The 24,887-nt window shown below is 70.6% G+C and carries 25 protein-coding genes and 1 tRNA gene; 16 read left to right on the top strand and 10 right to left on the bottom strand.

Annotated features, from left to right (window positions below):
• The first annotated feature begins 15 nt into the window (after window positions 1-15).
• From ACN9MP_RS11690 to ACN9MP_RS11650, 9 genes are all read left to right on the top strand, one after another.
• Window positions 16-564, top strand: a complete 549-nt coding sequence (locus ACN9MP_RS11690) for an FtsB family cell division protein (protein WP_426320359.1) — start codon at window positions 16-18, stop codon at window positions 562-564.
• Between the two features lie 91 nt (window positions 565-655).
• Complete coding sequence (locus ACN9MP_RS11685) at window positions 656-1,174, top strand: DUF501 domain-containing protein (protein WP_426320357.1); 519 nt, start codon at window positions 656-658, stop codon at window positions 1,172-1,174.
• A complete protein-coding gene (locus tag ACN9MP_RS11680; protein WP_426320355.1) occupies window positions 1,171-2,445 on the top strand; it encodes a S8 family serine peptidase in 1,275 nt (424 codons plus the stop codon). The genes ACN9MP_RS11685 and ACN9MP_RS11680 overlap by 4 nt, the downstream gene beginning before the upstream one ends.
• A gap of 33 nt (window positions 2,446-2,478) precedes the next feature.
• Window positions 2,479-3,921, top strand: coding sequence for an NAD(P)/FAD-dependent oxidoreductase (locus ACN9MP_RS11675; protein ID WP_426326001.1), 1,443 nt, complete (start codon window positions 2,479-2,481; stop codon window positions 3,919-3,921).
• Between the two features lie 73 nt (window positions 3,922-3,994).
• Window positions 3,995-4,067 (top strand) — tRNA-Leu (locus tag ACN9MP_RS11670).
• Between the two features lie 110 nt (window positions 4,068-4,177).
• Window positions 4,178-5,407, top strand: a complete 1,230-nt coding sequence (locus ACN9MP_RS11665) for an alanine racemase (protein ID WP_426326000.1) — start codon at window positions 4,178-4,180, stop codon at window positions 5,405-5,407.
• Window positions 5,404-6,717 carry a D-arabinono-1,4-lactone oxidase gene (locus tag ACN9MP_RS11660; RefSeq protein ID WP_426320353.1) on the top strand — a complete coding sequence of 438 codons (1,314 nt, stop codon included), beginning with the start codon at window positions 5,404-5,406 and terminating at the stop codon, window positions 6,715-6,717. The genes ACN9MP_RS11665 and ACN9MP_RS11660 overlap by 4 nt, the downstream gene beginning before the upstream one ends.
• Window positions 6,718-6,799: 82 nt before the next feature.
• Entirely contained in the window at window positions 6,800-7,366 is a 567-nt protein-coding gene (locus tag ACN9MP_RS11655) for a LemA family protein (RefSeq protein ID WP_426320351.1), read from the top strand.
• 103 nt (window positions 7,367-7,469) lie between these two features.
• Window positions 7,470-8,561 (top strand): DNA glycosylase AlkZ-like family protein, encoded by a 1,092-nt coding sequence (locus ACN9MP_RS11650; RefSeq protein ID WP_426320349.1) that lies wholly within the window; start codon window positions 7,470-7,472, stop codon window positions 8,559-8,561.
• A 30-nt stretch (window positions 8,562-8,591) separates the two neighbouring features.
• On the opposite strand, the gene ACN9MP_RS11645 is transcribed toward ACN9MP_RS11650, so the two are convergent.
• The gene (locus tag ACN9MP_RS11645; RefSeq protein ID WP_426320347.1) at window positions 8,592-9,917 is read right to left on the bottom strand and encodes a winged helix-turn-helix domain-containing protein; all 1,326 of its coding nucleotides are present in this window, start codon (window positions 9,915-9,917) and stop codon (window positions 8,592-8,594) included.
• A gap of 101 nt (window positions 9,918-10,018) precedes the next feature.
• On the opposite strand from ACN9MP_RS11645, the gene ACN9MP_RS11640 reads away from it, so the two are divergent.
• Both ACN9MP_RS11640 and ilvA read left to right on the top strand, forming a co-directional pair.
• Window positions 10,019-11,209 carry an AI-2E family transporter gene (locus ACN9MP_RS11640; protein WP_426325999.1) on the top strand — a complete coding sequence of 397 codons (1,191 nt, stop codon included), beginning with the start codon at window positions 10,019-10,021 and terminating at the stop codon, window positions 11,207-11,209.
• A gap of 8 nt (window positions 11,210-11,217) precedes the next feature.
• A complete protein-coding gene (ilvA, locus tag ACN9MP_RS11635) occupies window positions 11,218-12,492 on the top strand; it encodes a threonine ammonia-lyase (protein WP_426325998.1) in 1,275 nt (424 codons plus the stop codon).
• Window positions 12,493-12,522: 30 nt separating this feature from the next.
• Here ilvA and greA read toward each other — a convergent pair whose 3' ends face one another.
• Together greA and ACN9MP_RS11625 are read right to left on the bottom strand one after the other, a co-directional pair.
• Window positions 12,523-13,014: a transcription elongation factor GreA gene (gene greA / locus ACN9MP_RS11630; protein WP_426320346.1), complete on the bottom strand. Its 492-nt coding sequence runs from the start codon at window positions 13,012-13,014 to the stop codon at window positions 12,523-12,525.
• 186 nt (window positions 13,015-13,200) lie between these two features.
• Window positions 13,201-13,596 (bottom strand): DUF4307 domain-containing protein, encoded by a 396-nt coding sequence (locus ACN9MP_RS11625; RefSeq protein ID WP_426320345.1) that lies wholly within the window; start codon window positions 13,594-13,596, stop codon window positions 13,201-13,203.
• A 114-nt stretch (window positions 13,597-13,710) separates the two neighbouring features.
• Here ACN9MP_RS11625 and ACN9MP_RS11620 point away from each other — a divergent pair, with 114 nt between their 5' ends.
• Complete coding sequence (locus ACN9MP_RS11620; protein ID WP_426320343.1) at window positions 13,711-14,022, top strand: hypothetical protein; 312 nt, start codon at window positions 13,711-13,713, stop codon at window positions 14,020-14,022.
• Here ACN9MP_RS11620 and trhA read toward each other — a convergent pair.
• Entirely contained in the window at window positions 14,002-14,745 is a 744-nt protein-coding gene (gene trhA, locus ACN9MP_RS11615) for a PAQR family membrane homeostasis protein TrhA (RefSeq protein ID WP_426320341.1), read from the bottom strand. The two genes, ACN9MP_RS11620 and trhA, sit on opposite strands and share 21 nt — an antisense overlap.
• Before the next feature lie 112 nt (window positions 14,746-14,857).
• On the opposite strand from trhA, the gene ACN9MP_RS11610 reads away from it, so the two are divergent.
• The 4 genes from ACN9MP_RS11610 to ACN9MP_RS11595 all read left to right on the top strand — a co-directional run bounded on the left by ACN9MP_RS11610 (window position 14,858) and on the right by ACN9MP_RS11595 (window position 19,593).
• Complete coding sequence (locus ACN9MP_RS11610) at window positions 14,858-15,643, top strand: isoprenyl transferase (protein ID WP_426320339.1); 786 nt, start codon at window positions 14,858-14,860, stop codon at window positions 15,641-15,643.
• Window positions 15,644-15,964: 321 nt separating this feature from the next.
• The gene (locus ACN9MP_RS11605; RefSeq protein WP_426320337.1) at window positions 15,965-17,095 is read left to right on the top strand and encodes an aminotransferase class V-fold PLP-dependent enzyme; all 1,131 of its coding nucleotides are present in this window, start codon (window positions 15,965-15,967) and stop codon (window positions 17,093-17,095) included.
• 201 nt (window positions 17,096-17,296) lie between these two features.
• Window positions 17,297-18,667 (top strand): PhoH family protein, encoded by a 1,371-nt coding sequence (locus tag ACN9MP_RS11600; RefSeq protein ID WP_426320335.1) that lies wholly within the window; start codon window positions 17,297-17,299, stop codon window positions 18,665-18,667.
• Between the two features lie 155 nt (window positions 18,668-18,822).
• Window positions 18,823-19,593 (top strand): hypothetical protein, encoded by a 771-nt coding sequence (locus tag ACN9MP_RS11595; RefSeq protein WP_426320333.1) that lies wholly within the window; start codon window positions 18,823-18,825, stop codon window positions 19,591-19,593.
• Window positions 19,594-19,687: 94 nt separating this feature from the next.
• On the opposite strand, the gene ACN9MP_RS11590 is transcribed toward ACN9MP_RS11595, so the two are convergent.
• From ACN9MP_RS11590 to ACN9MP_RS11565, 6 genes are read right to left on the bottom strand one after another with little or no spacing between them, the layout of a single operon-like run.
• A complete protein-coding gene (locus tag ACN9MP_RS11590) occupies window positions 19,688-20,344 on the bottom strand; it encodes a response regulator transcription factor (protein ID WP_426320331.1) in 657 nt (218 codons plus the stop codon).
• Window positions 20,341-21,852 (bottom strand): sensor histidine kinase, encoded by a 1,512-nt coding sequence (locus tag ACN9MP_RS11585; RefSeq protein ID WP_426320329.1) that lies wholly within the window; start codon window positions 21,850-21,852, stop codon window positions 20,341-20,343. Before ACN9MP_RS11585 ends, ACN9MP_RS11590 begins: the two co-directional genes overlap by 4 nt.
• Before the next feature lie 48 nt (window positions 21,853-21,900).
• On the bottom strand, window positions 21,901-23,295 hold the full coding sequence (locus ACN9MP_RS11580; RefSeq protein ID WP_426320328.1) for a class II fumarate hydratase: 1,395 nt from the start codon (window positions 23,293-23,295) through the stop codon (window positions 21,901-21,903).
• A 49-nt stretch (window positions 23,296-23,344) separates the two neighbouring features.
• Window positions 23,345-23,956: a carbonic anhydrase gene (locus ACN9MP_RS11575; RefSeq protein ID WP_426325997.1), complete on the bottom strand. Its 612-nt coding sequence runs from the start codon at window positions 23,954-23,956 to the stop codon at window positions 23,345-23,347.
• Between the two features lie 35 nt (window positions 23,957-23,991).
• A complete protein-coding gene (locus tag ACN9MP_RS11570; protein WP_426320326.1) occupies window positions 23,992-24,639 on the bottom strand; it encodes a DUF4245 domain-containing protein in 648 nt (215 codons plus the stop codon).
• Window positions 24,639-24,881 carry an exodeoxyribonuclease VII small subunit gene (locus tag ACN9MP_RS11565; protein ID WP_426320325.1) on the bottom strand — a complete coding sequence of 81 codons (243 nt, stop codon included), beginning with the start codon at window positions 24,879-24,881 and terminating at the stop codon, window positions 24,639-24,641. Before ACN9MP_RS11565 ends, ACN9MP_RS11570 begins: the two co-directional genes overlap by 1 nt.
• Window positions 24,882-24,887: the final 6 nt, after the last annotated feature.

The raw sequence follows: 24,887 nt of genomic DNA, 5'->3' as shown, positions 1-24,887 counted from the left end.
AGGGAAGGGGGAGCCGTGGCCAAGACGACGGCTCCCCCTTCTCGTGCCGCCGGCGGGTCCCCCCGCCGCCGGCCGGTGGCCGGCCGGCGTCCGGTCGACGTACGGGCGTGGCTGGGCGGCATCCGTCTCTCCGGCTTCATGGTGATCATGATGGGGCTGGTCGTGCTCGCCGCCTTCGTGCTCGTGCCCACGATCGGCACCTACGTGGAGCAGCGCCAGAAGGTCGCGGCCCTCGAGGCAGCCGTGCAGCTCAGCCGCGACCAGGTCGCCGAGCTCGAGTCGCAGCGCGAGCGCTGGGAGGATCCCGCGTACATCACCACGCAGGCGCGCGAACGGCTGTATTACGTCAAGCCCGGCGAAGTCGTCTACCTGGTCGACGACGATCTGCCGCCCGAGCTCGAGCCGCAGGAGCAGCAGCCCGTGTCGGACGAGCTGGAGGCGGCCCACTCCGACTGGATGTCGAAGATCGTCCGCTCGGTGACCGAGGCGGGGCTCGCTCAGACGGTCGCGCCGCTGATGGTCGGCGTGCCCGACCCGGACCCCTCCTCCACGCCGGCGCCGTAGGCCACGCGAGCCGGCGGCATCCGTCCTCCACCCGCCGGTCCAGGACCGTCCCAGGTGGCGCCGATAGCCTGGCCCGAAAAGGAGCAGCCCTGTGACGACCCCGCCCTACCCGCCTGTCAGCGACGCCGACCTCGCTGTGCTGCGCGCGCAGCTCGGTCGCCCGGCACGGGGCGTCGTGGGGATCGCCGCCCGGTGCGTGTGCGGAAACCCCACCGTCGTCGCTACGTCGCCGCGGCTGCCGGACGGCACGCCGTTCCCGACGTTCTACTACCTGACCCACCCCGCCGCGACGGCGGCGATGTCGGCGCTCGAAGCAGACCACGTCATGCGGGAGCTCACCGACGAGCTCGCCGCCGACGAAGAGGTCGGGGCCGCGTACCTTCGCGCGCACGAGTCGTACCTCAGCGACCGCGCGCAGTTCGGCGAGGTCGAGGAGATCGCGGGCATCTCCGCCGGGGGCATGCCGGCGCGCGTGAAGTGCCTGCACGCGCTCGCCGGCCACTCGCTCGCGGCAGGACCCGGCGTCAATCCGATCGGCGACCGCGCGCTGGCCATGTCGTCGTGGTCGCCCGAGCGCTGCGTGTGCGCGCAGCCGGGATCGGGCGGATGACCCGCCGCCTCATCGGAGCGGTGGCGGCGGTTGCCGTCGCGACGACGCTCGTCGCCGCGGCACCTGCGGCCGCCCAGGCGGCAACCGGCGTCGACCCGGTGCGCGCCGCCGAATACTGGCTCGCGGACTACGGCATCGAGAAGGCGTGGCAGACCACCCGTGGCGCCGGCGTGAAGATCGCCGTGATCGACACCGGCATCGGCCGCGGACCCGTGGAGTTCGTCGGCGCCGTCGCCGGCGGCACCGATGTCTCGGGCGCCGGCGCTTCCGACGGGCGGACGCCTCTCGGAGCCGTCGACAAGGATCACGGCAGCTGGGTGGCGTCGCTCGCTGCCGGGCGGGGGACCGGCCCCGGCACCGGGATGATCGGCGTCGCACCCGAGGCGCAGCTGCTGTCGGTGTCGGTGGCCTTCGGGTCGTTCGCGAAGCGCTCGTTCTCCGACCAGATCGCCGACGCCATCCGCTGGTCGGTCGACAACGGGGCCGACGTCATCAACATGTCGCTCACCACGAACGTCCCGGACTGGCCGGAGAGCTGGGACGACGCATTCCTGTACGCGTTCGACCACGACGTGGTCGTCGTGGTCGCTGCCGGCAACCGGGGCAGCGGCACGACCCGCGTCGGCGCGCCCGCCACGATTCCCGGCGTTCTCACAGTCGGCGGCGTGGACCGCTCCGGCAAGGCGAGCGTCGACGCCTCGACCCAGGGCATCACCATCGGCGTCTCGGCGCCGAGCGAGGAGCTCATCGGCGTGTCCTCCGACTCGACGCTGGTGTCATGGGACGGCACGAGCGGCGCCGCACCCATCGTCGCCGGCGTCGCCGCGCTCGTGCGGGCGGCCCACCCCGAGCTCGACGCGAACAACGTCATCAACCGCATCGTCAAGACCGCGCGCCCGGCATCGGCGGCCACCGAGGTTCCCGACGTGCTGTACGGCTATGGACTGGTGGATGCCGCGGCCGCCGTCTCGGCGAACGTTCCCCGCGTCACCGCCAACCCGATGGGGAACCTCGAGGACTGGGTGCGGCTGTATCGCCGCGCGCCGGTCGTACCGGTTCCCCAGGAGACGACGGCGCCGGCCGAGGTCCCGCCGCTGCCGGACGCCGACGACGCGACCCGTGCGACGTCGCCTCTCCTGCCCGACCGGACCACGGTCGTCTACGGCACCCTCCCGCTCTTGCTGGTCACCGCGACGGCTATACTGGTGGCGCTCGGCGTCACCGCTGCTGTCCGACGCATCCGATTGGCGTCCCGCGCGCCGAGCCGCTGACACAGGAGGAGTTCTCCCCACGTGACCAACACCGTGCCCAAGATCCTCATCGTCGGTGGCGGATACGCAGGCTTCTACACGGCCTGGAAGCTCGAGAAGCATCTGCGCAAGGGCGAGGCCGACGTGACCATCGTCGACCCGCTGCCGTACATGACCTACCAGCCCTTCCTCCCCGAGGTCGCGGCCGGCTCGATCGAGGCCCGTCACTCCGTCGTCGCCCTGCGACGTCATCTCAAGAAGACGCGCGTCCTCGCCGCCAAGGTCACCGGCATCAACCACGCGAACAAGGTGGCGACGATCACCCCCATCGCCGGTGAGCCGTACGAGTTCGAGTACGACCAGATCGTCGTGACGGCAGGCGCCGTCTCGCGCACCTTCCCCATCCCGGGCATCGCCGACAACGCGATCGGCCTGAAGACGATCGAAGAGGCGGTCGCGATCCGCGACAAGCTCATGTCGAACTTCGACAAGGCTTCGACCCTGCCCCCCGGCCCGGAGCGCGACCGTCTGCTGACCGTCGTCGTGGTCGGCGGCGGCTTCGCGGGAATCGAGGTGTTCGCCGAGCTGCGCTCGCTGGCGTCTGATCTGGTCAAGAGCTACCCGGAGCTGACGTTCGACGACACGCACTTCCATCTCATCGAGGCGATGAGCCGGATCATGCCCGAGGTCTCGCTGAAGACGAGCGAGTGGGTGCTGAAGAACCTCGCCCAGCGGGGTGCCTCGGTGCACCTCGACACCCAGGTCACCGGCGCGGTGGGCGGCAACATCGAGCTCTCCACCGGCGAGACCATTCCGAGCGACCTCATCATCTGGACGGCCGGCGTCATGGCGAACCCGACAGTGGTGCGCGGCGGCGACCTCCCCGTCGAGGAGCGCGGTCGGATCCGCACGCGCGCAGATCTTCGCGTGGGCACCGATGAAGAGGTCGTCGAGGGCGCCTGGGCCGCCGGCGATGTCTCGGCCGTTCCCGACCTCACCGGTGGTGGCGTGGGCGGCTACTGCGTGCCCAACGCGCAGCACGCCGTGCGTCAGGCGAAGCTGCTCGCGAAGAACCTCGTGGCCGTCCTCCGCGGCGAGCTGCCGCGCGAGTACTACCACAAGAACCTCGGCGCGGTCGCGGGCCTGGGTCTGTGGGTCGGCGTCTTCCAGTCGGGCAATCTCGCCCTCAAGGGACCGATCGCGTGGCTCGCGCACCGCGGCTACCACGGCCTCGCGATGCCGTCGTGGGAGCGCAAGTGGCGCGTGCTGTGGGGCTGGTGGAACAACTTCTGGCTCGGCCGCGACATGGTGAACCTGTCGACGGTGCAGAACCCGCGCTACGTCTTCGAAGAGTTCGCGGCGCGTCCGCGTCCGCCGCAGCCGGTCGAGGCGCCCGCGCCCGATAAGGCCGCCGCGGCCGCCCCGGCCAAGAAGGCGCCCGCGCGCAAGACTCCCGCGAAGACCGCCGCCGCGACCGAGAAGATCGCCGCGAAGTAGGCCGCACGGATGCCGCAGGCTCGTCTGAGAAGATGAGCCTGCGGCATTCGCGTTCCCAGGGGGAGCGCGACCGGCCCCCGTAGCCCAACGGCAGAGGCAGGCGACTTAAACTCGCTCCAGTGTGGGTTCGAATCCCACCGGGGGTACTTCCGGTGTGACGCCGCCCACGCCACCCGCGCGTCGCGCCACCGGAGACACCGGCGGCCGTGATCGCGCCGTAGTCTGGGGCGATGTGCGCGCACCCGGAGCGAGCCTGATGAGTCTCGATCTGCTGTCCACGCCCACGGCGACGAAGCCGTGGGATCACCCCGCCTCCTACTGGGGCGCCATGAGCCACGCGCTGAAGGACGTGGGCGGGCCGGCCGCGGCCATCAACGTCGCCGCCCTGCGCTACAACGCGCTCGACCTCCTCGTGCGTGCCTCCGGCGTGCCGATCCGCGTCGCCAGCAAATCGGTGCGAGTGCGTGAGGTGCTGGAGGCCGTTCTGGCGCTCCCGGGCTATCGCGGAATCCTCGCCTTCACCCTCCCCGAGGCGCTCTGGCTCGCCGAGACGATGGACGACATCGTGCTGGGCTACCCCACCGCCGACCGCACGGCCCTCTCGGCACTGGCTGCCGATGAGAGCGCCGCCTCGCGCATCACCCTCATGGTCGACGACCTCTCGCAGCTCGACGCCGTCGACGCCGTCGCACGGCCGGGAACCCGGCCCGAGCTGCGTGTCGCGATCGACGCGGACGCATCGTGGCGTGCTCCCGGACTCGGCCACATCGGCGTGCTCCGTTCGCCGGTGCACGAGGCGGCCGAGGTCGCCGCGCTGGCGCGCTCGATCGCCGCGCGCCCGGGGTTCCGCCTCGTCGGGCTGATGATGTACGAGGCGCAGATCGCGGGGCAGGGCGACGCGACGGGATCGGGGGATGCCGTCATCCGGTGGATGCAGCGGCGCTCGGCGGCGGAACTCCTCGACCGCCGTGCGGCCATCGTCGCGGCGCTGCGCGACATCGCCCCCCTCGAGTTCGTCAACGGCGGCGGGACCGGATCGCTGGAGCTCACGGCATCCGATCAGTCCGTCACCGAGCTCACCGCCGGAAGCGGCTTGCTGGCCGGCCATCTCTTCGACGGCTATCGCGCCTTCGACCCGGCGCCGGCCGCCGCGTTCGCGCTGGACGTGGTCCGCAAGCCCGCCCCCGACGTGGCCACCGTGCTCGGCGGGGGATGGATCGCCTCCGGGCCCGCGCTCGAGTCCCGTCAGCCCCGGGCGGTCTGGCCCGAGGGCCTGCGGACCGCCGCCCGGGAGGGGGCGGGCGAGGTGCAGACGCCGCTGCGGGGCGATGCGGCGCGCGGGCTGCGCGTCGGCGATCGGGTGTGGTTCCGCCACTCGAAGAGCGGCGAGCTCGCAGAGCGCGTCGACCGTTATCACCTGATCGACGGCGATGCCCGCGCGGGCGAGGCCGCGACCTACCGCGGTGAGGGAAAGGCGTTCCTGTGACCCGTCCCGGTGGCATCTGGCGCAACTGGGCCCGGACCGAGTCCGTGCGCCCGCAGCGGGTGGAGCACCCGCCGACCGTGCCCGCCGTGCAGCGGGCGGTCGTCGCTGCCGCCGCTCAGCACCTGCCCGTCAAGGCGGTCGGGGCCGGCCACAGCTTCACGGGGATCGCCGTAGCGCCCGGCGTGCTGCTCGAGTTGCGCGACCTCAGCGGACTCGTCTCCGTCGACGTGGACCGCGCCCGAGTGACGCTGCTCGCCGGCACGCGCCTGCATCAGATCCCCGCGCTGCTGGCGCCGTTCGGCCTGGCCATGGAGAACCTCGGCGACATCGACCGGCAGTCGATCTCGGGTGCGATCTCCACCGGCACGCACGGCACCGGCGTTCGCTTCACCGGCATCGCCGGGCAGGTCGTCGGAGCGACCCTGGTCACGGCATCCGGCGATCTCCTCACCGTCAGCCACGAGGAGAACCCCGAACTGCTGCCGGCGGTCGCTCTCGGCCTCGGTGCGCTCGGCATTCTGGTGGAGGTCACGCTGCAGTGCGTCCCCGCGTTCGTGCTCCACGCCGTCGAACGGCCCGAGACGCTGCACGGCGTGCTGGAAGAGCTTCCCGAGCGCGCGGCGGGCGCCGACCACTTCGAGTTCTACTGGTTCCCGCACACCGACACAGCGATGACGAAGACGAACACGCGGCTCCCGGAGAGCGCGCCGCGGCACCCGCTCCCGCCCGTCGGGAAATGGATCGACGACACGCTCGTCGGCAACGGTCTGCACCAGATGGCATGCGCGGCGGGAGCCATGATCCCGCCGGTGGTGCCGCCGATCAACCGGCTGTCGGCGCGGATCTGGGGCGACCGGGAGTTCACGGATGACTCGGCCCGCGTCTTCGCGACCACGCGGTCGGTGCGCTTCCGCGAGATGGAGTACGCCCTGCCGGCCGAGAACGTACGCCCTGCCTTCGATGCCATGCGGGCGCTGATCGACGAGCGCGGCTGGCGCATCGGCTTTCCGGTCGAGGTGCGGTTCGCGGCAGCCGACGACCGCTGGTTGTCGACGGCCTACGGTCGCGCCTCCGGCTACATCGCGGTGCACCGCTACTGGCGCGAGGACCCCACGGAGTACTTCGAGGCCGTCGAGGAGGTCATGCTGCGCTTCGACGGGCGCCCGCACTGGGGCAAGATGCACACGCTCGCCGCCCCCGCATTGCGCACGCGGTATCCGCGATTCGACGACTTCCTCGCCGTGCGCGACCGCCTCGATCCGGATCGGCTCTTCCGCAACCCCTACCTCGATCGCGTGCTCGGTGGGTAACGGCTGGGAGTAGCGGAAGACCCCACGTCGGACAGGGTTTCGCGTCGGTAGGATGAGGTCACTACCGAACGGAGCCTCGGCAATGGAATGGCTGATCCCAGTCCTCATCGTGGTGGCGCTCGCCGTCATCGTCGGCATCTATCTCTGGGCGACCTACAACTCGCTCGTCCAGCTGAACGTGCGCGTCGACGAGGCGTGGAGCGACATCACGGTGCAGCTCAAGCGGCGGGCCGATCTGCTGCCGAATCTCATCGAGGCGGTCAAGGGCTATGCCACGCATGAGAAGGCCGTGTTCGAGAGGGTGACGCAGGCGCGCGCCGACACCCTGTCGGCGTCGGGCCCCGCCGAGGCGGGGGCTGCCGAGGGGCGCATGCAGCAGGCGCTGAAGTCGCTGTTCGCCGTCGCGGAGGCGTATCCGCAACTGCAGGCGAGCCAGAACTTCCTCCAGCTGCAGCAGTCGATCGTCGACACCGAGGACAAGATCCAGGCGTCGCGCCGGTTCTACAACGGCGGCGTCCGCGAGCTCAACACGAAGATCAAGGTCTTCCCGAACAACATGTTCGCCCGCAACCTCGGCTTCCACGAGCGCGAGTTCTTCGAGGTCATCGACGGCGCCGCGATCTCCGAGCCGCCCCGCGTACAGTTCTGAGTCGAGCCGGGTCAATGCGAGAACAGCGTTGACGCGGTTCGACTCAAGGTTGAGTAGCGAGGAACGAGCGTATCGAAACCTCACGCGCACGTAGCCTCGTGGCATGTCGCATCGGCTGACGCGCGACGAGGCGCGCCGCATCGCGGTGAGCGCCCAGCTGCTGACGGCCGAGCGGCCTTCGGGGATCGTCGAGACGATCGATGCGCTCATGGTGGTGAACATCGAGCCGACCGCGGCGATCGCGCCGAGCGCCGATCTCATCCTCTGGAGCCGGCTCGGCTGGCCGTACCAGCCGGCCGATCTCGTGCGCCTGATCGAAGAGGATCGTGCCGTGTTCGAGTGGGGCGGCTTCTACCGTGCGATGACGGACTTGCCGCTCCTCCTGCCCGAGATGCGCCGCCGCCCGCAGTCGGCGGAGGCGCGTGAGTGGCTCGCCGTCAACGACGTGTTCCGCCGGGAGGTGCTCGTGCGCCTGCGCGCGGAAGGACCGCTGCGAGCCGCCGACATCCCCGACGCGGCGCAGGTGTCGTGGCGCTCGTCGGGGTGGACGAACAACCGCAACTCTCTCCAGCTGCTGGAGATGCTCGTTCTGTGCGGAGATGTCGCGGTCTCGTCGAGGGATGCCGCGGGGCGCCTGTTCGACGTCGCTGATCGCGTGTACCCGTCCGATGTGCCGCTCATCGCGGAGGAGGATGCCGCCCGGGAGCGTGCGGAGCGCCGGCTGGCCTCGCTGGGCATCGCGCGCGCGAAGGGCCTCGCCCAGCCCGTGGAGCCGATCGACGTGGGAGAGATCGGCGAGGAGGCCGTGGTCGAGGGCACCTCCGGCGTCTGGCGGGTCGACCCGGAGATGCTGACGGCAGCTGCCGGGGTCACTCCCCGCACGGCGCTGCTGTCACCGTTCGATCGGTTGGTCTTCGACCGGCGACGACTGGAGGAAATCTTCGGCTACGAGTACCTGCTCGAGATGTACAAGCCCGCCGCCCAGCGGCGCTGGGGCTACTTCGCCTTGCCGATCCTGCACGGGGACCGGTTCGTCGGAAAGCTCGACGCCAGGGCCGACCGCAAGGCCGGCGTGCTGCGGGTGCATGGCGTGCACGAGGACGAGACGTTCACGGATGAGGTGCGAGACGCGGTCGACGCCGAGATCCGCGAGCTCGCCCGCTGGCTCGGGCTCGAAGTCGCCGGCGGGCGATGAGAGGCGGGCCCAGCCCGGCCCCGCCGGTGCTCAGCCGGTGACTCGGCCGGCGAGTCGTTCGCGCCCGGGCTCGTCGCTCTCGGGCGCGGGTTCCTCGGGGCCGAGCGCGACGGGCTCGGCAGGACCGGCGTCGTGCCGTGCCGCCTCGGGCAGGGCGCGCGCGAGGTCGTCGGCGGCGTCGCCCCACCGTGAGACGGAGAGCGACTCCAGCCCCTGCCAGGATGCCGCGAGCCGCAGCTCTTCGGCCAGCCGGGGAGCGGCGTCTGCGGGTCGCCCATGCTCCCACCAGGCCGACTGCACGCGCAGCGTCGAGGCCGCGCGGTCGGCCTTGAGGTCGACGCGGCCCACGATGTCGTCGTCGATGAGCACGGGCAGCGAGTAGTAGCCGAAGCGGCGCTTCGGCGCCGGCGTGTAGATCTCGATCCGGTACTCGAAGTCGAAAAGCCGCTCGGCGCGGTCGCGGAACCACACCACCGGGTCGAAGGGGGTCAGGATCGCGGCCGCCCGGATCCGCCGCGGGATGGCGGCGTCGCGGTGGAGCCACGCCGGGGACGGACGGCCGGCGGTCGTCCATCCCTCGACGGTGACCGGATGCAGCTCGCCGTCGTCCACCAGATCCCCGAGGGCGGCCGTCACGGCCTTACGGTCGGCGATGCGCCAGTAGTCGGCGATGTCGGCGGCGGTCGCCACGCCGTATGCCCGCGTCGCGCGCCGGACGAGCTCTCGCACGGCGTCATCGCGCGGAACGGGGGATGCGAGCACGTCGGGCGGGATGACGTGCTCGGCGAGCGCGTAGCGCCGTTCGAAGCCGCGGCGTCCGGCGATCGCGACCTCGCCGAAGAGCCAGAGATGCTCCAGCGCGTGCTTGACGACGTCCCAATCCCACCAGGGGCCGCGGGCTCCCTTCTTGGCGTCGTGCTCGATCTGCGCCGGGCGCAGGGGCCCCCGGTCGGCCAGCTCGTCCTTGATCCAGGCGACGGTGTCGCGGTTGCTGTCGTACCACCCGCCGCGCTTCCCGCCGTACTTCTCGCGCATCGCGCGCATGCGGAAGTCGAACAGCGCCCAGTCCGCGGCGGGGATGAAGGCGGCGACGTGCGCCCAGTACTCCACATACGGCGCGCGACGCGCGAACAGCAGGCGGTCCAGGGCAGCGGTGTCGTAGGCGCCGACGCGCGAGAACAGCGGCATGTAGTGCGACCGCGCGAAGACGTTGACCGAGTCGATCTGCAGGGTCTGCATGCGGGCCAGCGCGCCGTTCAGCTGCCGGGTGCCCGCGGTGGCCGGTCGAGGGCGCGAGAACCCCTGTGCCGCCAGCGCGATGCGGCGAGCTTCGACGGCGCTCAGCGAGGACTTCACGCGGTCAGCCTAGCCAGGGGTGCCGACATCCGGCCCCGGGGGCGGTTCATGACCGGCGCAGAATACGACGCGCCTAGACTGGGCGAATGAGCACCGGTCGAATGAGCGGCTCCGACGACAAGCCCCGCGGCTCGCTGTTCGATGCCGTCCGCGACCGCAGCCGGGTCGTCACCACCGAGACATCAGCCGCGGTGCCGCGCGGCCTGCGCGTCGCCACCGCCTACTCCTGGCGGCTCATCGTCGTCGCCGTCGCGATCGGCATCGGCATCTGGCTGATCATCCAGCTCAAGCTGCTCGTGATCCCGCTGATGATCGCGATCCTCATCACCGCGCTGCTGTGGCCGCCTTTCGCATGGATGCTGCGCCACCGCGTGCCGCGCTGGCTCGCCATCGTCATCTCCATCGTCGGCACTCTCGCCATCGTCGCTGGGCTGGTCTGGCTCGTGGTATGGCAGATCATGCGCCAGTGGAACTCGGTGCAGGTCAGCACCGTCGCCGCGATCGAGCAGTTCCGCCAGTACCTCATCGACGGGCCGCTCCACCTGAGCGCTCAGCAGATCGACGATCTGCTGGCGCAGGGCTTCTCGTTCCTGCAGGAGCAGGCGTCGCTGCTGTGGTCCGGCGCCCTCGCGGTGGGCTCCACCATCGGCCATGTCGTGACCGGTGCCCTGCTCGCCCTGTTCATCCTGCTGTGCCTGCTGGCCGACGGTGCGGGCATCTGGCGCTGGACGCTGCGCCTGTTCCCCGGGAAAGCACGCCCGGCCGCCGACGGCGCCGGCCGTGCGGGCTGGGTCACCGTCGTCAACTACGCGCGCACGCAACTGCTGGTGGCGACGATCGATGCCGTCGGCATCGGCCTCGGCGCGGCGCTCCTCGGCGTCCCGCTCGCCATCCCGGTCGCCGTCCTGGTCTTCCTCGGCTCGTTCATCCCCATTGTGGGTGCGGTCGTGACCGGGGCCGTCGCGGTGTTCCTCGCACTCGTCTACAACGGGCCGTGGATCGCGCTGTGGATGCTCGTCGTCGTGCTCGGCGTGCAGCAGCTCGAGGGCCACGTGCTCCAGCCGCTCCTCATGGGCTCGGCCGTGAAGGTTCACCCGCTCGCGGTCGTGCTCGTCGTCGCCGGTGGCGCGATGATCGCCGGCATCCCCGGCGCCCTGTTCGCCGTGCCGCTCGCCGCGTTCGTCAACGTGGTCGCCGTGTACCTCGCCGAGCGGGCGTGGGAGACCGGCGCGAAACCCACGGGCGACCTCATCTGGAGCACCGTCCCTCGTCCGAGAAGAGTTCGTTCGTGACCACCGCCATGTCCTCCGCAGGGCAGACCGCCGCCGAACAGCCGGGCCTACAGGCGTCTGCGATGCCGACGCTCGCCGACTTCGCGGACGCCGCCGCCGTCCTGGAGGGTGTCATCTCGCACACTCCGCTCGACGAGTCGCAGCACCTCTCGGATCTGCTCGGCGTGCCCGTGCACCTGAAGCTCGAGAACCTGCAGCGCACCGGGTCGTTCAAGATCCGCGGTGCGACGTACCGTCTGTCACGCCTGACGCCCGAGGAGCGGGCGCGCGGGGTGGTGGCCGCCTCGGCGGGCAACCACGCCCAGGGCGTCGCGCTGGCCGCCAAAGCGCTCGGCATCCACGCGACGATCTTCATGCCGCTGGGCGTGCCGGTGCCGAAGCTGCTCGCCACCCGCGGGTACGGGGCGGACGTCGTGCTGGAGGGCGCGACGGTCGAGACGCCGCTTCGTCTGGCCGCCGAGTTCGCCGAGCGCACCGGTGCGATCTTCATCCATCCGTTCGACCACCCCGACGTCATCGCGGGTCAGGGCACGCTCGGCCTCGAGCTCATGGACGAGCTGCCGGACGTCGAGACGATCGTGCTCGGCATCGGCGGGGGAGGACTCATCGCGGGCGTGGCCGCCGCCGTCAAGGCGCGCGCCGCGGCCGAGGGCCGCACCGTGCGGGTCATCGGGGTGCAGGCCGAGAACTCGGCAGCCTACCCGCCCTCACTCGCGGCGGGGCATCCCCTCGAGGTGCGCACGTCTCCGACGATCGCCGACGGCATCGCGGTGGCACGCCCGGGCGACCTGCCCTTCGCGATCATCCGGGATCTCGTCGACGAGATCGTGACGGTGTCGGAGGACGACATCGCGCGGGCGCTGCTGGTTCTGCTCGAGCGGGCGAAACAGGTCGTCGAGCCGGCGGGCGCCGTCGGCGTCGCGGCGATCCTCGCGGGCAAGGTGGTCTCCTCCGGTCCGACCGTCACGGTGCTGTCGGGCGGCAACATCGATCCGCTCCTGCTGCAGCGCGTCGTCGCCCATGGGCTCGCCGCATCCGGTCGCTACATGACCTTGCGCATCCCCCTGCCGGACCGCCCGGGACAGCTGGCGCGCGTGTCCGAACTGCTGGCGATCGCCGGCGCGAACGTCATCGAGGTGCTGCACACGCGTCACGGTCAGGGATTGCAGATCAGCGAGGTGATCCTGCAGCTGAGCGTCGAGACGCGCGGTGAGGAGCACCGCGCGCACGTCATCTCGGTGATCGAGGACGCCGGCTACACGCCGACCGTCGTGCGCGACTGACCGCTCCCGCCGGCCGGCCGCGCTCGGGGCTCACTGGCCGTTGTACGTCTCGACCTTGACGATCTCGACGGCGATCTTGCGGCCGTTGGGCGCGGTGTACGAGGTCTTCTCGCCTTCCTTGCGGCCGAGGATCGCGACACCGAGGGGCGATGCCTCGCTGTAGACGTCGAGCTCGGAGCCGACGGCGATCTCGCGGTTGCCGAGGAGGAAGACCTCTTCGCCGCCCGCGACGACGGCGGTGATGACCGTGCCGGGTTCGACCACTCCGTTGCTCTCGGGAGCCTCGCTCACCGTTGCGGTCTTGAGCAGGTGCTGGAGCGTGCGGATGCGCGCCTCTTGCTTGCCCTGCTCGTCCTTGGCGGCGTGATATCCGCCGTTCTCCTTGAGGTCGCCCTCCTCGCGCGCGGCCTCGATGCGCTTCGCGATCTCCTCGCGGCCGGTCGTCGAGAGGTGCTCGAGCTCGGCGGCCAGGCGGTCGTAGGCGTCCTGGGTGAGGAAGGTCACGGGGGCGTCGGTGGACACGGCTGACTCCTTCGTTGGCCCGCCGGCTTCGCGGCCGACGGGGATAAACCGAACGCCCCGGCTCACGGCCAGGGCGCGATTCGACTGATGTCCCGCCAGACTACGTCACCGGGACACCAGGACAAAACCCGGCGGGCGCGACGAGACCCGGGACGTGGCCTCGTGCTGCCGGCCTCGCTGGGCCGGTCAGGACGGCATCCAGCAGGAGTTCACGAAGCCGGTCGTCGCGAGCGCCGTCGTGGGGATCACCTCGCGGAAGGCCCGGGCATGGAGGTCGGATGCCGGGATCTCGACGACGCGCCAGCCGACCACGCCGTGCTCCTCATCCTGCGCCTCTATCGCGCAGACGACCGCGGACCCCGGCGGCGCGGTGATCTGGAACCCGAGGGTCACGGAGTGCTCGTCGGCCACCTCGAACGAGGTCGTGTCGGAGTCGACCGACCGCAGTGAACCCTGCACCGTCCACCACGCGAAAAGGCCGACGACTGCCAGGACGACGACGAGTCCGGCCGCGATGATCCAGCGGCGCGCCGGCGAACTGCGACGGCCGTAGCGCTCGTCGAGCATGTCCTGCGTGGTCACCCTGCTCCTGAGGTCTCGTCGCGCCGGATCGGAAGATTAGGCTGGAACTCCAGGCTATGCGCTCGCGCGCATCCCCGACGACATCGCCCGCCCCGCGGGCAGAGCGAGGACCCCATGCAGCACGTGATCGTCGCCCTCTCCCTCGCCGCGACGACTCCCACGCCGACCCCGACCTCCCCGGTCGACCCGAATCTGGTGACGCCGGGGGTGTGGGGCTTCGTGATCACCGCCTTCGTCGCGCTGGCCGTGATCTTCCTGGTATGGGACATGATGCGGCGGATCCGTCGTGGTCGCGTGCGGGCCGACATCCAGGAGGAGCTCGACGCCGAGGCCGCAGCCGAGGCGCAGGCGGCCCGTGCCGCCGAGGCGACCGAGGTCGACGAGGACGTCGACCCGGGCGCTTCCTCAGCCCGGGAGGCCCAGTGACGGCGACAGGGGGTGCAGTGCGATGATCAGGCACGCGCTCCAGTGGCACAGGAAAGCGAGCACCGTGCAGACGTGGAAGATCTCGTGGAACCCGAAGTGGCCCGGCCACGGGTTGGGGCGTTTGAGCGCATACACCACGGCGCCGCCCGTGTAGAGCAGGCCGCCGATGGCGACGAGGATCATCATCGCCGCGCTGGCCTGGAACAGCGGGACGATGTACATCACCGCGGCCCATCCGAGCGCGAGATAGAGCGCGACGTAGAGCCATCTCGGTGCGTGGAGCCAGAAGACGCGGAACAGGATGCCCAGGAGCGCGCCGCTCCAGACCAGGATCAGCAGGAGAGCCCCCTGCTGCGGGGGGAGGGCGAGCGTCGCGATCGGCGTGTACGTGCCCGCGATCAGCAGCACGATGTTCGCGTGGTCGATGCGCTTGAGGATCGCCTTCGTCTTGGGTTTCCAGTCGAAGCGGTGATACAGCGCCGAGTTTCCGAAGAGCAGGAGCGACGTGGCCATGAAGACCGCCGACGCCCACTTCGCCGGGGCGCCCTGCGCGACCACGATCAGCACGATGCCTGCCACGATCGCCACCGGGAAGGTCGCGGCGTGGATCCAGCCGCGCCACGTCGGCTTGAGCTCGGGGGTGGCGGCGTCGACGGCCGCCGCGTCCATCAAAGGCAGCACCGGCACTTCGGGCGCGGACGACAGGCGGCGTCGAGGGTTCATGCACCAAGCGTAGACGGCGGCGCATGCCTTCAGCGGAACGTACTGAGTCCCGCGTGCACTGGCACTCAGTCTCGCGCTACGGCTCGCCGCCCGAGCGGGGTAGCGTAGGCGTGTGGCGCGAGTAGAGGCGAACGAGGGCAGAGGACCCCTCTACCGCCTCTACATCAACCGTCTGCGGCGACGCCTGGATCCGGCATCCGTGCCACGGCATCTCGCGATGATGATCGACGGGAACCGCCGCTGGGCGAAGCAGCTGGGCTACGACTCGGCCGTGCACGGGCACCGCGCCGGCGCGGCGAAGATGAAGGAGTTCCTGCGCTGGTGCGACGACGTCGGCATCCGCGTCGTGTCGCTCTACCTCCTGTCGAACGACAATCTCCGCAAACGCGACTCCCGGGAGCTGTCCGATCTCATCGAGATCATCGCCGAGCTCGCCGAGGAGCTCTCACACGAGCGCGACTGGCGCGTCAAGCACGTCGGCCGCGCCGACGCCCTGCCGGCGGACCTCGCGCGGGTGCTCTCGGCCGTCGAGTCCCGCACCCGCGACAACACGGGCATGCACGTGAACCTCGCGGTCGGCTACGGCGGTCGCGGCGAGATCGTCGACGCCGTCCGCAGCATCATCGCGAAGCACGACAAGGAGGGAGGATCGCTCGAGGAGCTCGCCGCGAGCCTGACCCCCGAGCAGATCGGCGAGCACCTCTACACCGGGGGCCAACCCGATCCCGACCTCGTGATCCGCACCTCGGGGGAGCAGCGCCTGAGCGACTTCCTGCTGTGGCAGTCCGCGCATTCCGAGTTCTACTTCGTCGAAGCACTGGGGCCCGATCTCCGCGAGGTCGACTTCCTGCGCGCCATCCGCGACTTCGCCTCGCGAGACCGGCGCTTCGGCGGCTGAGGGCCGGCCGCGTCTATCTCATTCCGAGCTTCTCCTTCGTCGAAGCACTGGGGCCCGATCTCCGCGAGGTCGACTTCCTGCGCGCCATCCGCGACTTCGCCTCGCGAGACCGGCGCTTCGGCGGCTGAGGGCCGGCCGCGTCTATCTCATTCCGAGCTTCTCCTTCGTCGAAGCACTGGGGCCCGACCTCCGCGAGGTCGACTTCCTGCGCGCCATCCGCGACTTCGCCTCGCGAGACCGGCGCTTCGGCGGCTGAAGGCCCGCGGACCGGCGCTTCGGGGGCTGAGGGCCGGCGAGACGCGGGGGAGCGGCTCTGGGAGAATGAGCGGCGTGACCGATCTGGAGTCGTACCTGGCCTCGTTCGACGGTGATCCCGGTTATCTGGACTGGGCGTCCTTCGGGCCACTCTCCCCGGCGGTGCGCGCGGAGGCGCAGGCCGACGCCGAACTCCTCGGATCGGGCCGGCGGACGAGCATCGCCCTGGTCGACGACCACATCCGTGAGGCACGCGAGCTCGTCGCCGAACTGATCGGCTCGGATGCCGCCCAGGTGGCTCTGCAGCCCTCGACCACCTACGGGCTCATGCAGGCGATCTACGGTCTCGCCGGGGGCCTCATGCTCAGCAGGGCGGAGTTCCCGAGCCTCACCGTCACCGCCACCCGCGCGTCGGAGGCGTTCGGCACGCTCCATCCGCAATGGGTCGACCCGGCGAACGGATTCATGACGCCGGACGCCGTGCGTTCGGCCCTCTCGGACGACACGAGGGCGGTCGCGGTGAGCCTCGTGGACTTCCGCACCGGGTATCGCGCCGACCTGACGGCGCTCCGGGAGATCATCGGCGATCGCCTGCTCATCGTCGACGCCATCCAGGGATTCGGCATGGTCGATGCGGACTACCTCGCGGCCGACGTCGTCTGCGGGAACGGCTTCAAGTGGCTGCGCGCCGGCCGCGGCACCGGCTTCGCCTGGTTCGGCGAACGGGCGCTGGAGCGAATCGCACCGGTGCTGTCGGGCTTCCAAGGGGTCGAGGGCGAGCTGCCGGTCGATGCCGTCCCCGCACCGGCCGCGTCGGCGCAGGCGTTCTCCGTCGCCGGATCCGACTCGCTGGCCGCTGCGCGCCTGGCGACGGCGCTGCGTGACATCGTCGATGTCGGCGCGGCCACCATCGAGTCCGTGCTCCTCGAGCGCGCAGGCCACATCATGTTCGTCGCAGACCGCTATGAGATCCCCGTGCTCACGCCTCGTGAGCCCGAGCGCCGCGCCGGCATCGTCGCTCTCGCGCCCGCGCCGCAGGACGTCGCGCCCCTGGCCGCTTCGCTGGCGAACCACGGAGTGACGGTCACGGTGCGGGGCGGCCACATCCGGGTGGCCCCGCACGTGGGCACCGGGGCCGACACGCTCCGCCTCTTCGGCGACGCTCTCGGCGCCTTCTCCTCGTCGCGCGTCTGGTGAGGGGAGGAAGCCGCGGCCGCCGGCATCCGTTCACCAACACGTAACGCGGACGGGCGTGTCGGATGCATCCGATGTCGCAGGGCGGCCGTAGTTTGATCGCATCGGGCAAGGAGCCCGGTCGAGTCGGCCTCACGGATCGCGACTCGTGACCCCTGGTCGACTCGTGATTGCCGGGTGATCCACCCGGGGCGGGAGTGGGTTGTGACCACACGAGCACCACACGAGCAGCGTCGTCAGAACGCCGAGCAGGACGCACTCTCCGATCGGCATCTGCCCGATGAGGAGCTGCGCACCTACGTTCTCGACACGTCCGTGCTGCTGAGCGACCCTCGGGCGTTCTTCCGTTTCGCCGAGCACAGCGTCGTGATCCCCGTCGTGGTGATCACCGAGCTCGAGGGCAAGCGGCACGACCCCGAGATCGGCTACTTCGCCCGCCAGGCGCTGCGCCATCTCGACGAGCTACGGGTCGAACACGGCCGCCTCGACTTCCCCGTTCCGGTCGGCCGGGGCGGCACCCTCCGAGTCGAGCTCAACAACACCGATGCCACGGTGCTCCCCTCGGGAATGAGGCTGGGCGACAATGACAGCCGCATCCTCGCGATCGCGATGAATCTCGCGCACGACGGTCAGGAGGTCACCGTCGTCTCGAAGGACCTCCCGATGCGTGTCAAGGCCGCCTCGCTGGGCATCACCGCTGAGGAGTACCTCGCCGAGCAGGCCGTGGACTCGGGCTGGACCGGCATCGCCGACCTCGACGTCTCCGGCGACGACATCAGCGACCTCTACGAGAGCGAGGTCGCCTCGAGTGACGACGTGGTCGGCCTGCCCGTCAACACCGGCCTCATCATCCATTCGGAGCGGGGTTCCGCCCTGGGGCGCGTCGTCGGCGATGGCGAGTACCGTCTGGTCCGCGGAGACCGCGAGGTGTTCGGTCTGCACGGGCGCTCGGCCGAGCAGCGCATCGCGATCGACCTGCTGCTCGACCCCGAGGTCGGCATCGTGTCGCTCGGCGGTCGGGCCGGGACCGGCAAGTCGGCCCTCGCACTGTGCGCGGCGCTCGAGGCGGTTCTCGAACGTCAGCAGCAGCGCAAGATCATCGTCTTCCGGCCCCTCTTCGCCGTCGGCGGGCAGGAACTCGGCTACCTGCCCGGAGACCAGCAGGAGAAGATGAACCCGTGGGGCCAGGCCGTGTTCGACACTCTCGGATCGGTCGTCTCCACGAACGTGCTCGAGGAGGTGGTGGAGCGCGGACTCCTCGAAGTGCTGCCGTTGACCCACATCCGCGGACGCTCGCTGCACGATGCGTTCGTGATCGTCGACGAGGCGCAGTCGCTCGAGCGCAACGTGCTCCTGACGGTACTGAGCCGTATCGGCCAGAACTCACGGGTGGTCCTCACTCATGACGTGGGCCAGCGCGACAATCTCCGCGTCGGCCGTCACGACGGCGTCGCCTCCGTGATCGAGACGCTGAAGGGCCACGCGCTCTTCGGTCACGTCACGCTGGTGCGGTCGGAGCGCTCGGCGATCGCCGCTCTCGTCACCGACCTCCTGGAGGCCGGCGAACTGGCCTGACAACGCTGACAACACAGCGGGCCGGGATGCGGCATCCCGGCCCGCCGTGTCAGCCGTGCATGAGAAGAGTCTCATGCCCAGCGGCGCGTGGCGCGCGACGGTTCTGACACCATGGAGTGGGGAATCGAGCCAGGCGAACGGAGGGCAGGCGCGACGTGGACGCACGCACGGGACTCGTGATCGGCGGCGCCACCGCCGTCGTCGCGAGCATCGCCGTCGTCACCGCCGTCGCAGTGGCGAACACCGCCGCACTCGCCGACGCCCCCGGCACGAGCGTGGCGTCCGAGCGGGTCATCGTGCCCGCCGCGGGAACTCCATCGGCCACTTCTCGACCGACGGCCACATCGAGCCCGCGGCCCCAGACGCCCACAGCCCCGGTTGACGCCGAGAACGTCGAGGCCGAGAACGTCGAGGCGCAGAACGTCGAGGCGGAAGTCGTCGATGCGCCCGCTCCCGTCGTCGTCGAGTCTCCGTCGACGACTCCCGACGACGATGGCTCATCCGCTCCCGCCACGGAACCCGACGGCTCCGGGCATGCCCGGCCCACCGAGCTCGAGCCGGTCATCGCCGAGGCGAAGGCGACCGGCGACTGGAAAGCGGTCCGCGAGTGGACGGCCGCTCATGGCTGGCCCGCGGGCCGGATCGATGCCCTCGTGGACCGACTGGAGCGCGAGAGGGCTGCCGAGAACACGCAGGCGGCGGTGCCCTCTGCACCATCGAACCGTGTGGAGGGGGCGGGGCTGGTCGGCGGCCAGCCGGAGGAGCAGCCGGGCGTCAGTATCCCCAGGCCTCCGATGGAGGCTGAACGAGCCCCGGTCCCTCCTGGCAAGCCCGCGCATGCGGGGTCGAACGTCGAGCACGGCAACGGCGCCGCTCACGGCGAAAAGAAAGACCAGTCGCGCAATCCCCCAGACAAGCGCGGCTGATAGCGGTCGGATCCCCCAGTCCGGCCATTCACAGCCCCCGGCGTCCCCCAGCGCCGGGGGCTTCCTCGTGTCGCCGGACGAGGGCCGCGATGTCTCACTCCCAGCGGTAACCGGCGCCGCGAACCGTGACGATGTGGTCGGAGCCCAGCTTCCCCCGCAGGTAGCGCACATACACGTCGACGACATTCGACCCCGGGTCGAAGTCGAGGCCCCACACTCGGCTCAGCAGCTGCTCGCGGCTGAGCACTCGGCCCGGGTTGCGCAGGAACTGCTCCGCGAGCGAGAACTCCCGCGCCGACAGGTCGATCTCCCGCCCGGCGACCGTCGCCCGGCGGGCGAGGATGTCGAGAACGACGTCGCCGTGCGAGATCGAAACGCCGGGCTGTGGCACGCTCTCCCGCAGCCGCGAGCGAACGCGCGCCAGCAACTCTTCGAAGGTGAACGGCTTCGCGACGTAATCGTTGGCTCCGGCATCCAATCCCGTGACGGTGTCGCGCGTACTGGAGCGAGCGGTCAGCATGATCACCGGCACCCCCGAGCCCCGAGCACGAAGCTCGCGCAGCACCTCGAAGCCGTCCATGGTGGGCAGCCCCACATCGAGCAATACGAGGTCGCCGTCCCCGCGGAGGGCCGCCTCGAGCCCCTCGGGGCCGTCCTCGAACACGAGCGTCTCGTAGCCGGCCGCCTCGAGCCCACGACTGACGAACGCGGCGATCCGCGGTTCGTCCTCGACGATGAGGATCCTCGTCATCCGGCAGCCTCCCGTTGCAGCACGACGTCGCCGGCGCGCACCGGCGCCGGCAGTTCGACCTCCGACGGAGGCAGGTGGATCGTGAAGGTGGCGCCCCCGCCGGGAGTGTCCGTCACGGCGCAGTGCCCGCCGTGGCCCTTCGCGATCGCGTCCACGATCGCGAGCCCCAGTCCGGAGCCGCCGACGGTGCGCTTCACGTGTGCGCGATCGAAGCGCCGGAAGATCCGCGCCCGGGCCCCGGCGGGTATCCCGGGACCGTGGTCGCGCACCCAGAGCCGGGCGCCGTCGGCATCGTGCGCGCTGCCGAGCTCGATGGGGCTCCTGTCGGGCGTGTACTTGGCCGCGTTGTCGGCGAGCTGCAGCCACGCCTGCAGCAGACGATCCTGGTCGCCTGTCACCGCCCCTTCGCCACGCTCCTCGATCGTCCACTCGTGGCCGGGGATGACGGCCACGAGTTCGCCGACACGCGCTGTCAGCGCTGCGAGGTCGACCGGGGCGACGGCGTAGGAGTCGGCTTCGGCCGTCGCCAGCAGATCGATGTCTTCCACGAGACGGGCGAGCCGGTCGAGCTCGGCGATCCCGATGTCGCGTGCCGCTGCCACGTCGGTGGCATCCCGAGGATCCATGAGCTCGAGATGGCCGCGGACGATGGTGATGGGCGTCTTGAGCTCGTGGCGCACGTCGTCGAGGAGCTGCCGCTGCCCGTCGACCGAGTCCTCGAGGCGATCGAGCATCGAGTTGACGGTGCGCGACAGATCGGAGATATCGTCGTTGCCCTGCGGCTCGAGGCGTGCCGAGAGATCCGTGATCGAGATGGCGTCCGCCGTCTCACGCAGGCGCCTGATCGGCGAAAGGAGCCGGCCGGTGACGAACCACCCGACGACCCCGATGGCGATCAGCACGGCGACCGCCGCGATCACATACGTGGTCATCGCGACGGTCACCGGCCGCAGCTCGGCGCTCAGGTCTATCGCCCGGACGTAGAGTCCCTGACGGGAGTCGCCCTCCATCGATACGGGGATGGCGATGTACCTCAGCGACCCGTCAGCGGTGACGGCGGTACCGCGTTTCGTGTCGCCCTCTGCCGTCTCCCTGACGACGCGCTCGATCAGCTGTTGGTTGCCGGCGACGCTGAATCCGCCGGCGTACGGTGAGGGCTTCCAGCGAGGCACACCGTCGATCAGCGCCAGAGAGGCTTCGTTGCGTGAGGGCACGAGGCGCGCCACGACCGCGTAGAGGTAATCCTCGAGCGTGTCGAACTGGCTCGGGTCGAGTTCCTCCGTGGCAGCCGACGCGCCGTCGGGGGTGCCCGACACCGCGCTGTCGTCGGCCACCATGTGCAGAGCCTCGACCTGCGCGTCGAGCCTCTCCTGCACGCTCGCCAGCGCCTGCTCGCGCTGCACGAGGAACGTCACGCTGCCCACGATCGCCAGGCCCACGCACGCGACCGCGAGGATCGCGGCGAGGATCCTGACGCGCGCGGGAACTGGGCGAGGCGTGCGGGCCATGTCCCGATTATCCCGCCGAAGCTGAGGCTGCGGCATGGAACGGGCTGATCACCCCGGGTGGGTCATGGAGAGCAGGTCGAGCTTCTCGTCCAGCTGCTCGAGCGTGAGCTCGCCCCGCTCGACATAGCCGAGGTCGATCACGGCCTCCCGCACGGTGATGCCCTTCGCGACCGAGTGCTTGGCGATCTTCGCGGCCGCCTCGTAGCCGATCAGCTTGTTGAGAGGCGTCACGATGGACGGCGACATGCCGGCGTAGGCTGCGGCACGCTCGACGTTCGCCTCGAGACCGGCGATCGTCTTGTCGGCCAGCACGCGCGAGGTGTTGGCGAGCAGCTCGATCGACTCCAGCACGGCGCTCCCCATGATCGGGATCGCGACGTTGAGCTCGAACGCGCCGGAGGCCCCTGCCCAGGCGACCGTCGCATCGTTGCCGATGACGCGGGCGCACACCATGAGGGTCGCCTCCGGGATCACGGGGTTGACCTTGCCGGGCATGATCGACGAACCGGGCTGCAGGTCGGGGATGTGCAGCTCGCCGAGCCCGGTGTTGGGGCCCGAGCCCATCCACCGCAGGTCGTTGTTGATCTTCGTGAGCGAGACGGCGATCGTGCGCAGGGCGCCGGATGCCTCGACCAGGCCGTCGCGGTTGGCCTGGGCCTCGAAGTGGTCCTTGGCCTCGGTGATGGGCAGCTCGGTGTCGGCCACGATGAGCTCGATGACGCGCTGCGGGAAGCCGAGGGGGGTGTTGATGCCGGTGCCGACGGCGGTGCCGCCCAGCGGCACCTCGGCGACGCGGGGGAGCACGGCCTGCACGCGTTCGATTCCGAGACGGATCTGGCGGGCGTAGCCGCCGAACTCCTGTCCGAGTGTGACGGGCGTCGCGTCCATGAGGTGGGTCCGGCCGGACTTCACGACGGTCTTCCACAGCTCCGCCTTGCCCTCGAGGGCGACCGCGAGGTGGTCGAGCGCGGGAATCAGGTCGTCGATGATCTCCTGCGTGACAGCGATGTGCACGGAGGTGGGGAACACGTCGTTGGAGGACTGGGACGCGTTGACGTGGTCGTTCGGGTGCACCGTGGCGCCGAGCGACTGCGTGGCGAGGGTCGCGAGCACCTCGTTCATGTTCATGTTCGACGACGTGCCGCTGCCGGTCTGGTACACGTCGATCGGGAACTGGTCGGCGAACTCGCCCGCGATGATGCGGTCGGCCGCACCTGCGATGGCGTCGGCGATGGCGCCGTCGAGCGTGCCGAGCTCCTTGTTGGCCAGCGCGGCGGCCTTCTTGATGCGCGCCAGCGCGACGATCTGCGCGGGCTCCAGGCGGTCGCCCGAGATCGGGAAGTTCTCCACCGCCCGCTGCGTCTGCGCGGCGTAGAGCGCGTTCTTGGGCACGCGCACCTCGCCCATGGTGTCGTGCTCGATGCGGTACTCGGTGTCGGTCACGTCGTTGTTCCTCTGGTTCGGTACGGGTCGGTCGGGTTCGCTGCGGGGATCAGTCGGGCTCGGTGATCCCGACGATCACGTCGGGGACGGCCGTGCCCTCGCCGAGTCGGTAATTGGCGCCCACGATGGCAAGGCGGCCTTCCGCGACGGCATCGCTGATGAGCTCGGAGGAGTGGAGCAGCTCGGCGACGGTGTCGCGCAGGTGCTCGCGGCCGACCTCCTCGGCGTCGATCTCGTCGGGGTAGACGCCCTCGACGGCCGATGCGCGCTGCACACGGCGGACGGCGGGCACGATCGGCGAGATCAGACGCCAGATGTGCGGAGGCAGCGGGTCGGCATCCGCGTCGGTGCTGTCGATCGCCGCACGCACGGCGCCGCACGCATCGTGGCCGAGCACGACGATGAGGGGCACGCCCAGCACGGCGACCGCATACTCCAGGCTGCCGATGACCGAATCCGACACGACCTGACCCGCGTTTCGCACGACGAAGAGGTCGCCGAGGCCCTTGTCGAAGATGATCTCAGCCGCCAGCCGCGAGTCCGAGCACCCGAACAGCGCCGCGCGCGGGCGCTGCCCTCCCTCGAGCTCGTGGCGGGTGTCGACGTCCTGCCGGGGGTGGCGGGGTTCCCCGGCGACGAAGCGCGCGTTGCCGCGCCGCATCTCGTTCCAGACCTTCGCGGGCGTGGGCTGGTCGGTCACTCGGCCTCCTGGCGCAGTGCGCTGATCTGTTCGGTGACGGAGCGCGCCGTCTCTTCCAATGCTTCATCGTCCGCCGCGCCGTAGATGAGAACGGTGTCGCGGCCGGCGTCGGTGGTGATCGCGACCGAGATGTTTCCGGTGCGGTCGGGATCGAGTTCGTAGCGGTCCCACGTGATCCCGTCGATCGTGACGGTGTCCTGCGGGGCGGCCCCCGACAGCACGCGTGCGACCCACGCCTCGTCGGCGTCGAAGCCCTGGGCTACGCGCAGGAACCCGCGTTCGTCCTCGGCGGCGGGGGCGTAGACCACGGTGAACGCGCGTACCGAGCCGCCTCCTTCGATGCCGGCACGGTTCACGATCCACCCGTCCGACATGTCGGGGGTGATGACGGTGCGGTTCTCGGACGCGGCGACGCTCTCGGCGACCGCGTGCACGTCGATCGGCTCGCGCTCGGGCACGCTGCCGCGGGGCACCGCGAAGACGATCACGAGCACGACGATCAGGGTGGCGAGCAGCGCCCCGATGAGGTTGCGCACGTTCTGGCTCGACCGGTAGACGCGCGACGACTCCGCCTTGCGGGCGGCGGTCTCATCGGGTGTCTCAGGCCGGCCGAGCTCGGCGACGATGCGGGGGCCCCGGGCCATCAGCCGTCCTCGCCTTCGCGACGGTCGGCCGACGCACGCGCCGCCTCGAGCCGGCGCTTGGCGCCGAGGAGCCACTCCTCGCAGCGGGCCGCGAGGGCCTCGCCGCGCTCCCAGAGGGCGAGGGAGTGCTCGAGCGTCGGGGCGCCCTGCTCGAGTTCTGCGACCACGCGCACCAGCTCGTCGCGCGCCTGCTCGAACGAGAGGGTCGCGACGTCGCCGGGGGCGCCGCTCGACTCGGTCATGACACC

This window comes from Microbacterium sp. E-13, assembly GCF_049912955.1.
Lineage (GTDB): Bacteria > Actinomycetota > Actinomycetes > Actinomycetales > Microbacteriaceae > Microbacterium.
Note: the sequence above shows the minus strand (reverse complement) of the source record. Positions and strands in the feature narration are given on the sequence as shown.

Bases quoted from the DNA above. Each gene is read 5' to 3' on its own strand.
- ACN9MP_RS11680 (WP_426320355.1), top strand. From the start codon at position 1,171: ATGACCCGCCGCCTCATCGGAGCGGTGGCGGCGGTTGCCGTCGCGACG.
- ACN9MP_RS11665 (WP_426326000.1), top strand. From the start codon at position 4,178: ATGAGTCTCGATCTGCTGTCCACGCCCACGGCGACGAAGCCGTGGGAT.
- ACN9MP_RS11655 (WP_426320351.1), top strand. From the start codon at position 6,800: ATGGAATGGCTGATCCCAGTCCTCATCGTGGTGGCGCTCGCCGTCATC.
- ACN9MP_RS11650 (WP_426320349.1), top strand. From the start codon at position 7,470: ATGTCGCATCGGCTGACGCGCGACGAGGCGCGCCGCATCGCGGTGAGC.
- ACN9MP_RS11640 (WP_426325999.1), top strand. From the start codon at position 10,019: ATGAGCGGCTCCGACGACAAGCCCCGCGGCTCGCTGTTCGATGCCGTC.
- ilvA (WP_426325998.1), top strand. From the start codon at position 11,218: ATGTCCTCCGCAGGGCAGACCGCCGCCGAACAGCCGGGCCTACAGGCG.
- ACN9MP_RS11620 (WP_426320343.1), top strand. From the start codon at position 13,711: ATGCAGCACGTGATCGTCGCCCTCTCCCTCGCCGCGACGACTCCCACG.
- trhA (WP_426320341.1), bottom strand. From the start codon at position 14,745: ATGAACCCTCGACGCCGCCTGTCGTCCGCGCCCGAAGTGCCGGTGCTG.
- ACN9MP_RS11605 (WP_426320337.1), top strand. From the start codon at position 15,965: ATGAGCGGCGTGACCGATCTGGAGTCGTACCTGGCCTCGTTCGACGGT.
- ACN9MP_RS11590 (WP_426320331.1), bottom strand. From the start codon at position 20,344: ATGACGAGGATCCTCATCGTCGAGGACGAACCGCGGATCGCCGCGTTC.
- ACN9MP_RS11585 (WP_426320329.1), bottom strand. From the start codon at position 21,852: ATGGCCCGCACGCCTCGCCCAGTTCCCGCGCGCGTCAGGATCCTCGCC.
- ACN9MP_RS11575 (WP_426325997.1), bottom strand. From the start codon at position 23,956: ATGCGGCGCGGCAACGCGCGCTTCGTCGCCGGGGAACCCCGCCACCCC.
- ACN9MP_RS11570 (WP_426320326.1), bottom strand. From the start codon at position 24,639: ATGGCCCGGGGCCCCCGCATCGTCGCCGAGCTCGGCCGGCCTGAGACA.
- ACN9MP_RS11565 (WP_426320325.1), bottom strand. From the start codon at position 24,881: ATGACCGAGTCGAGCGGCGCCCCCGGCGACGTCGCGACCCTCTCGTTC.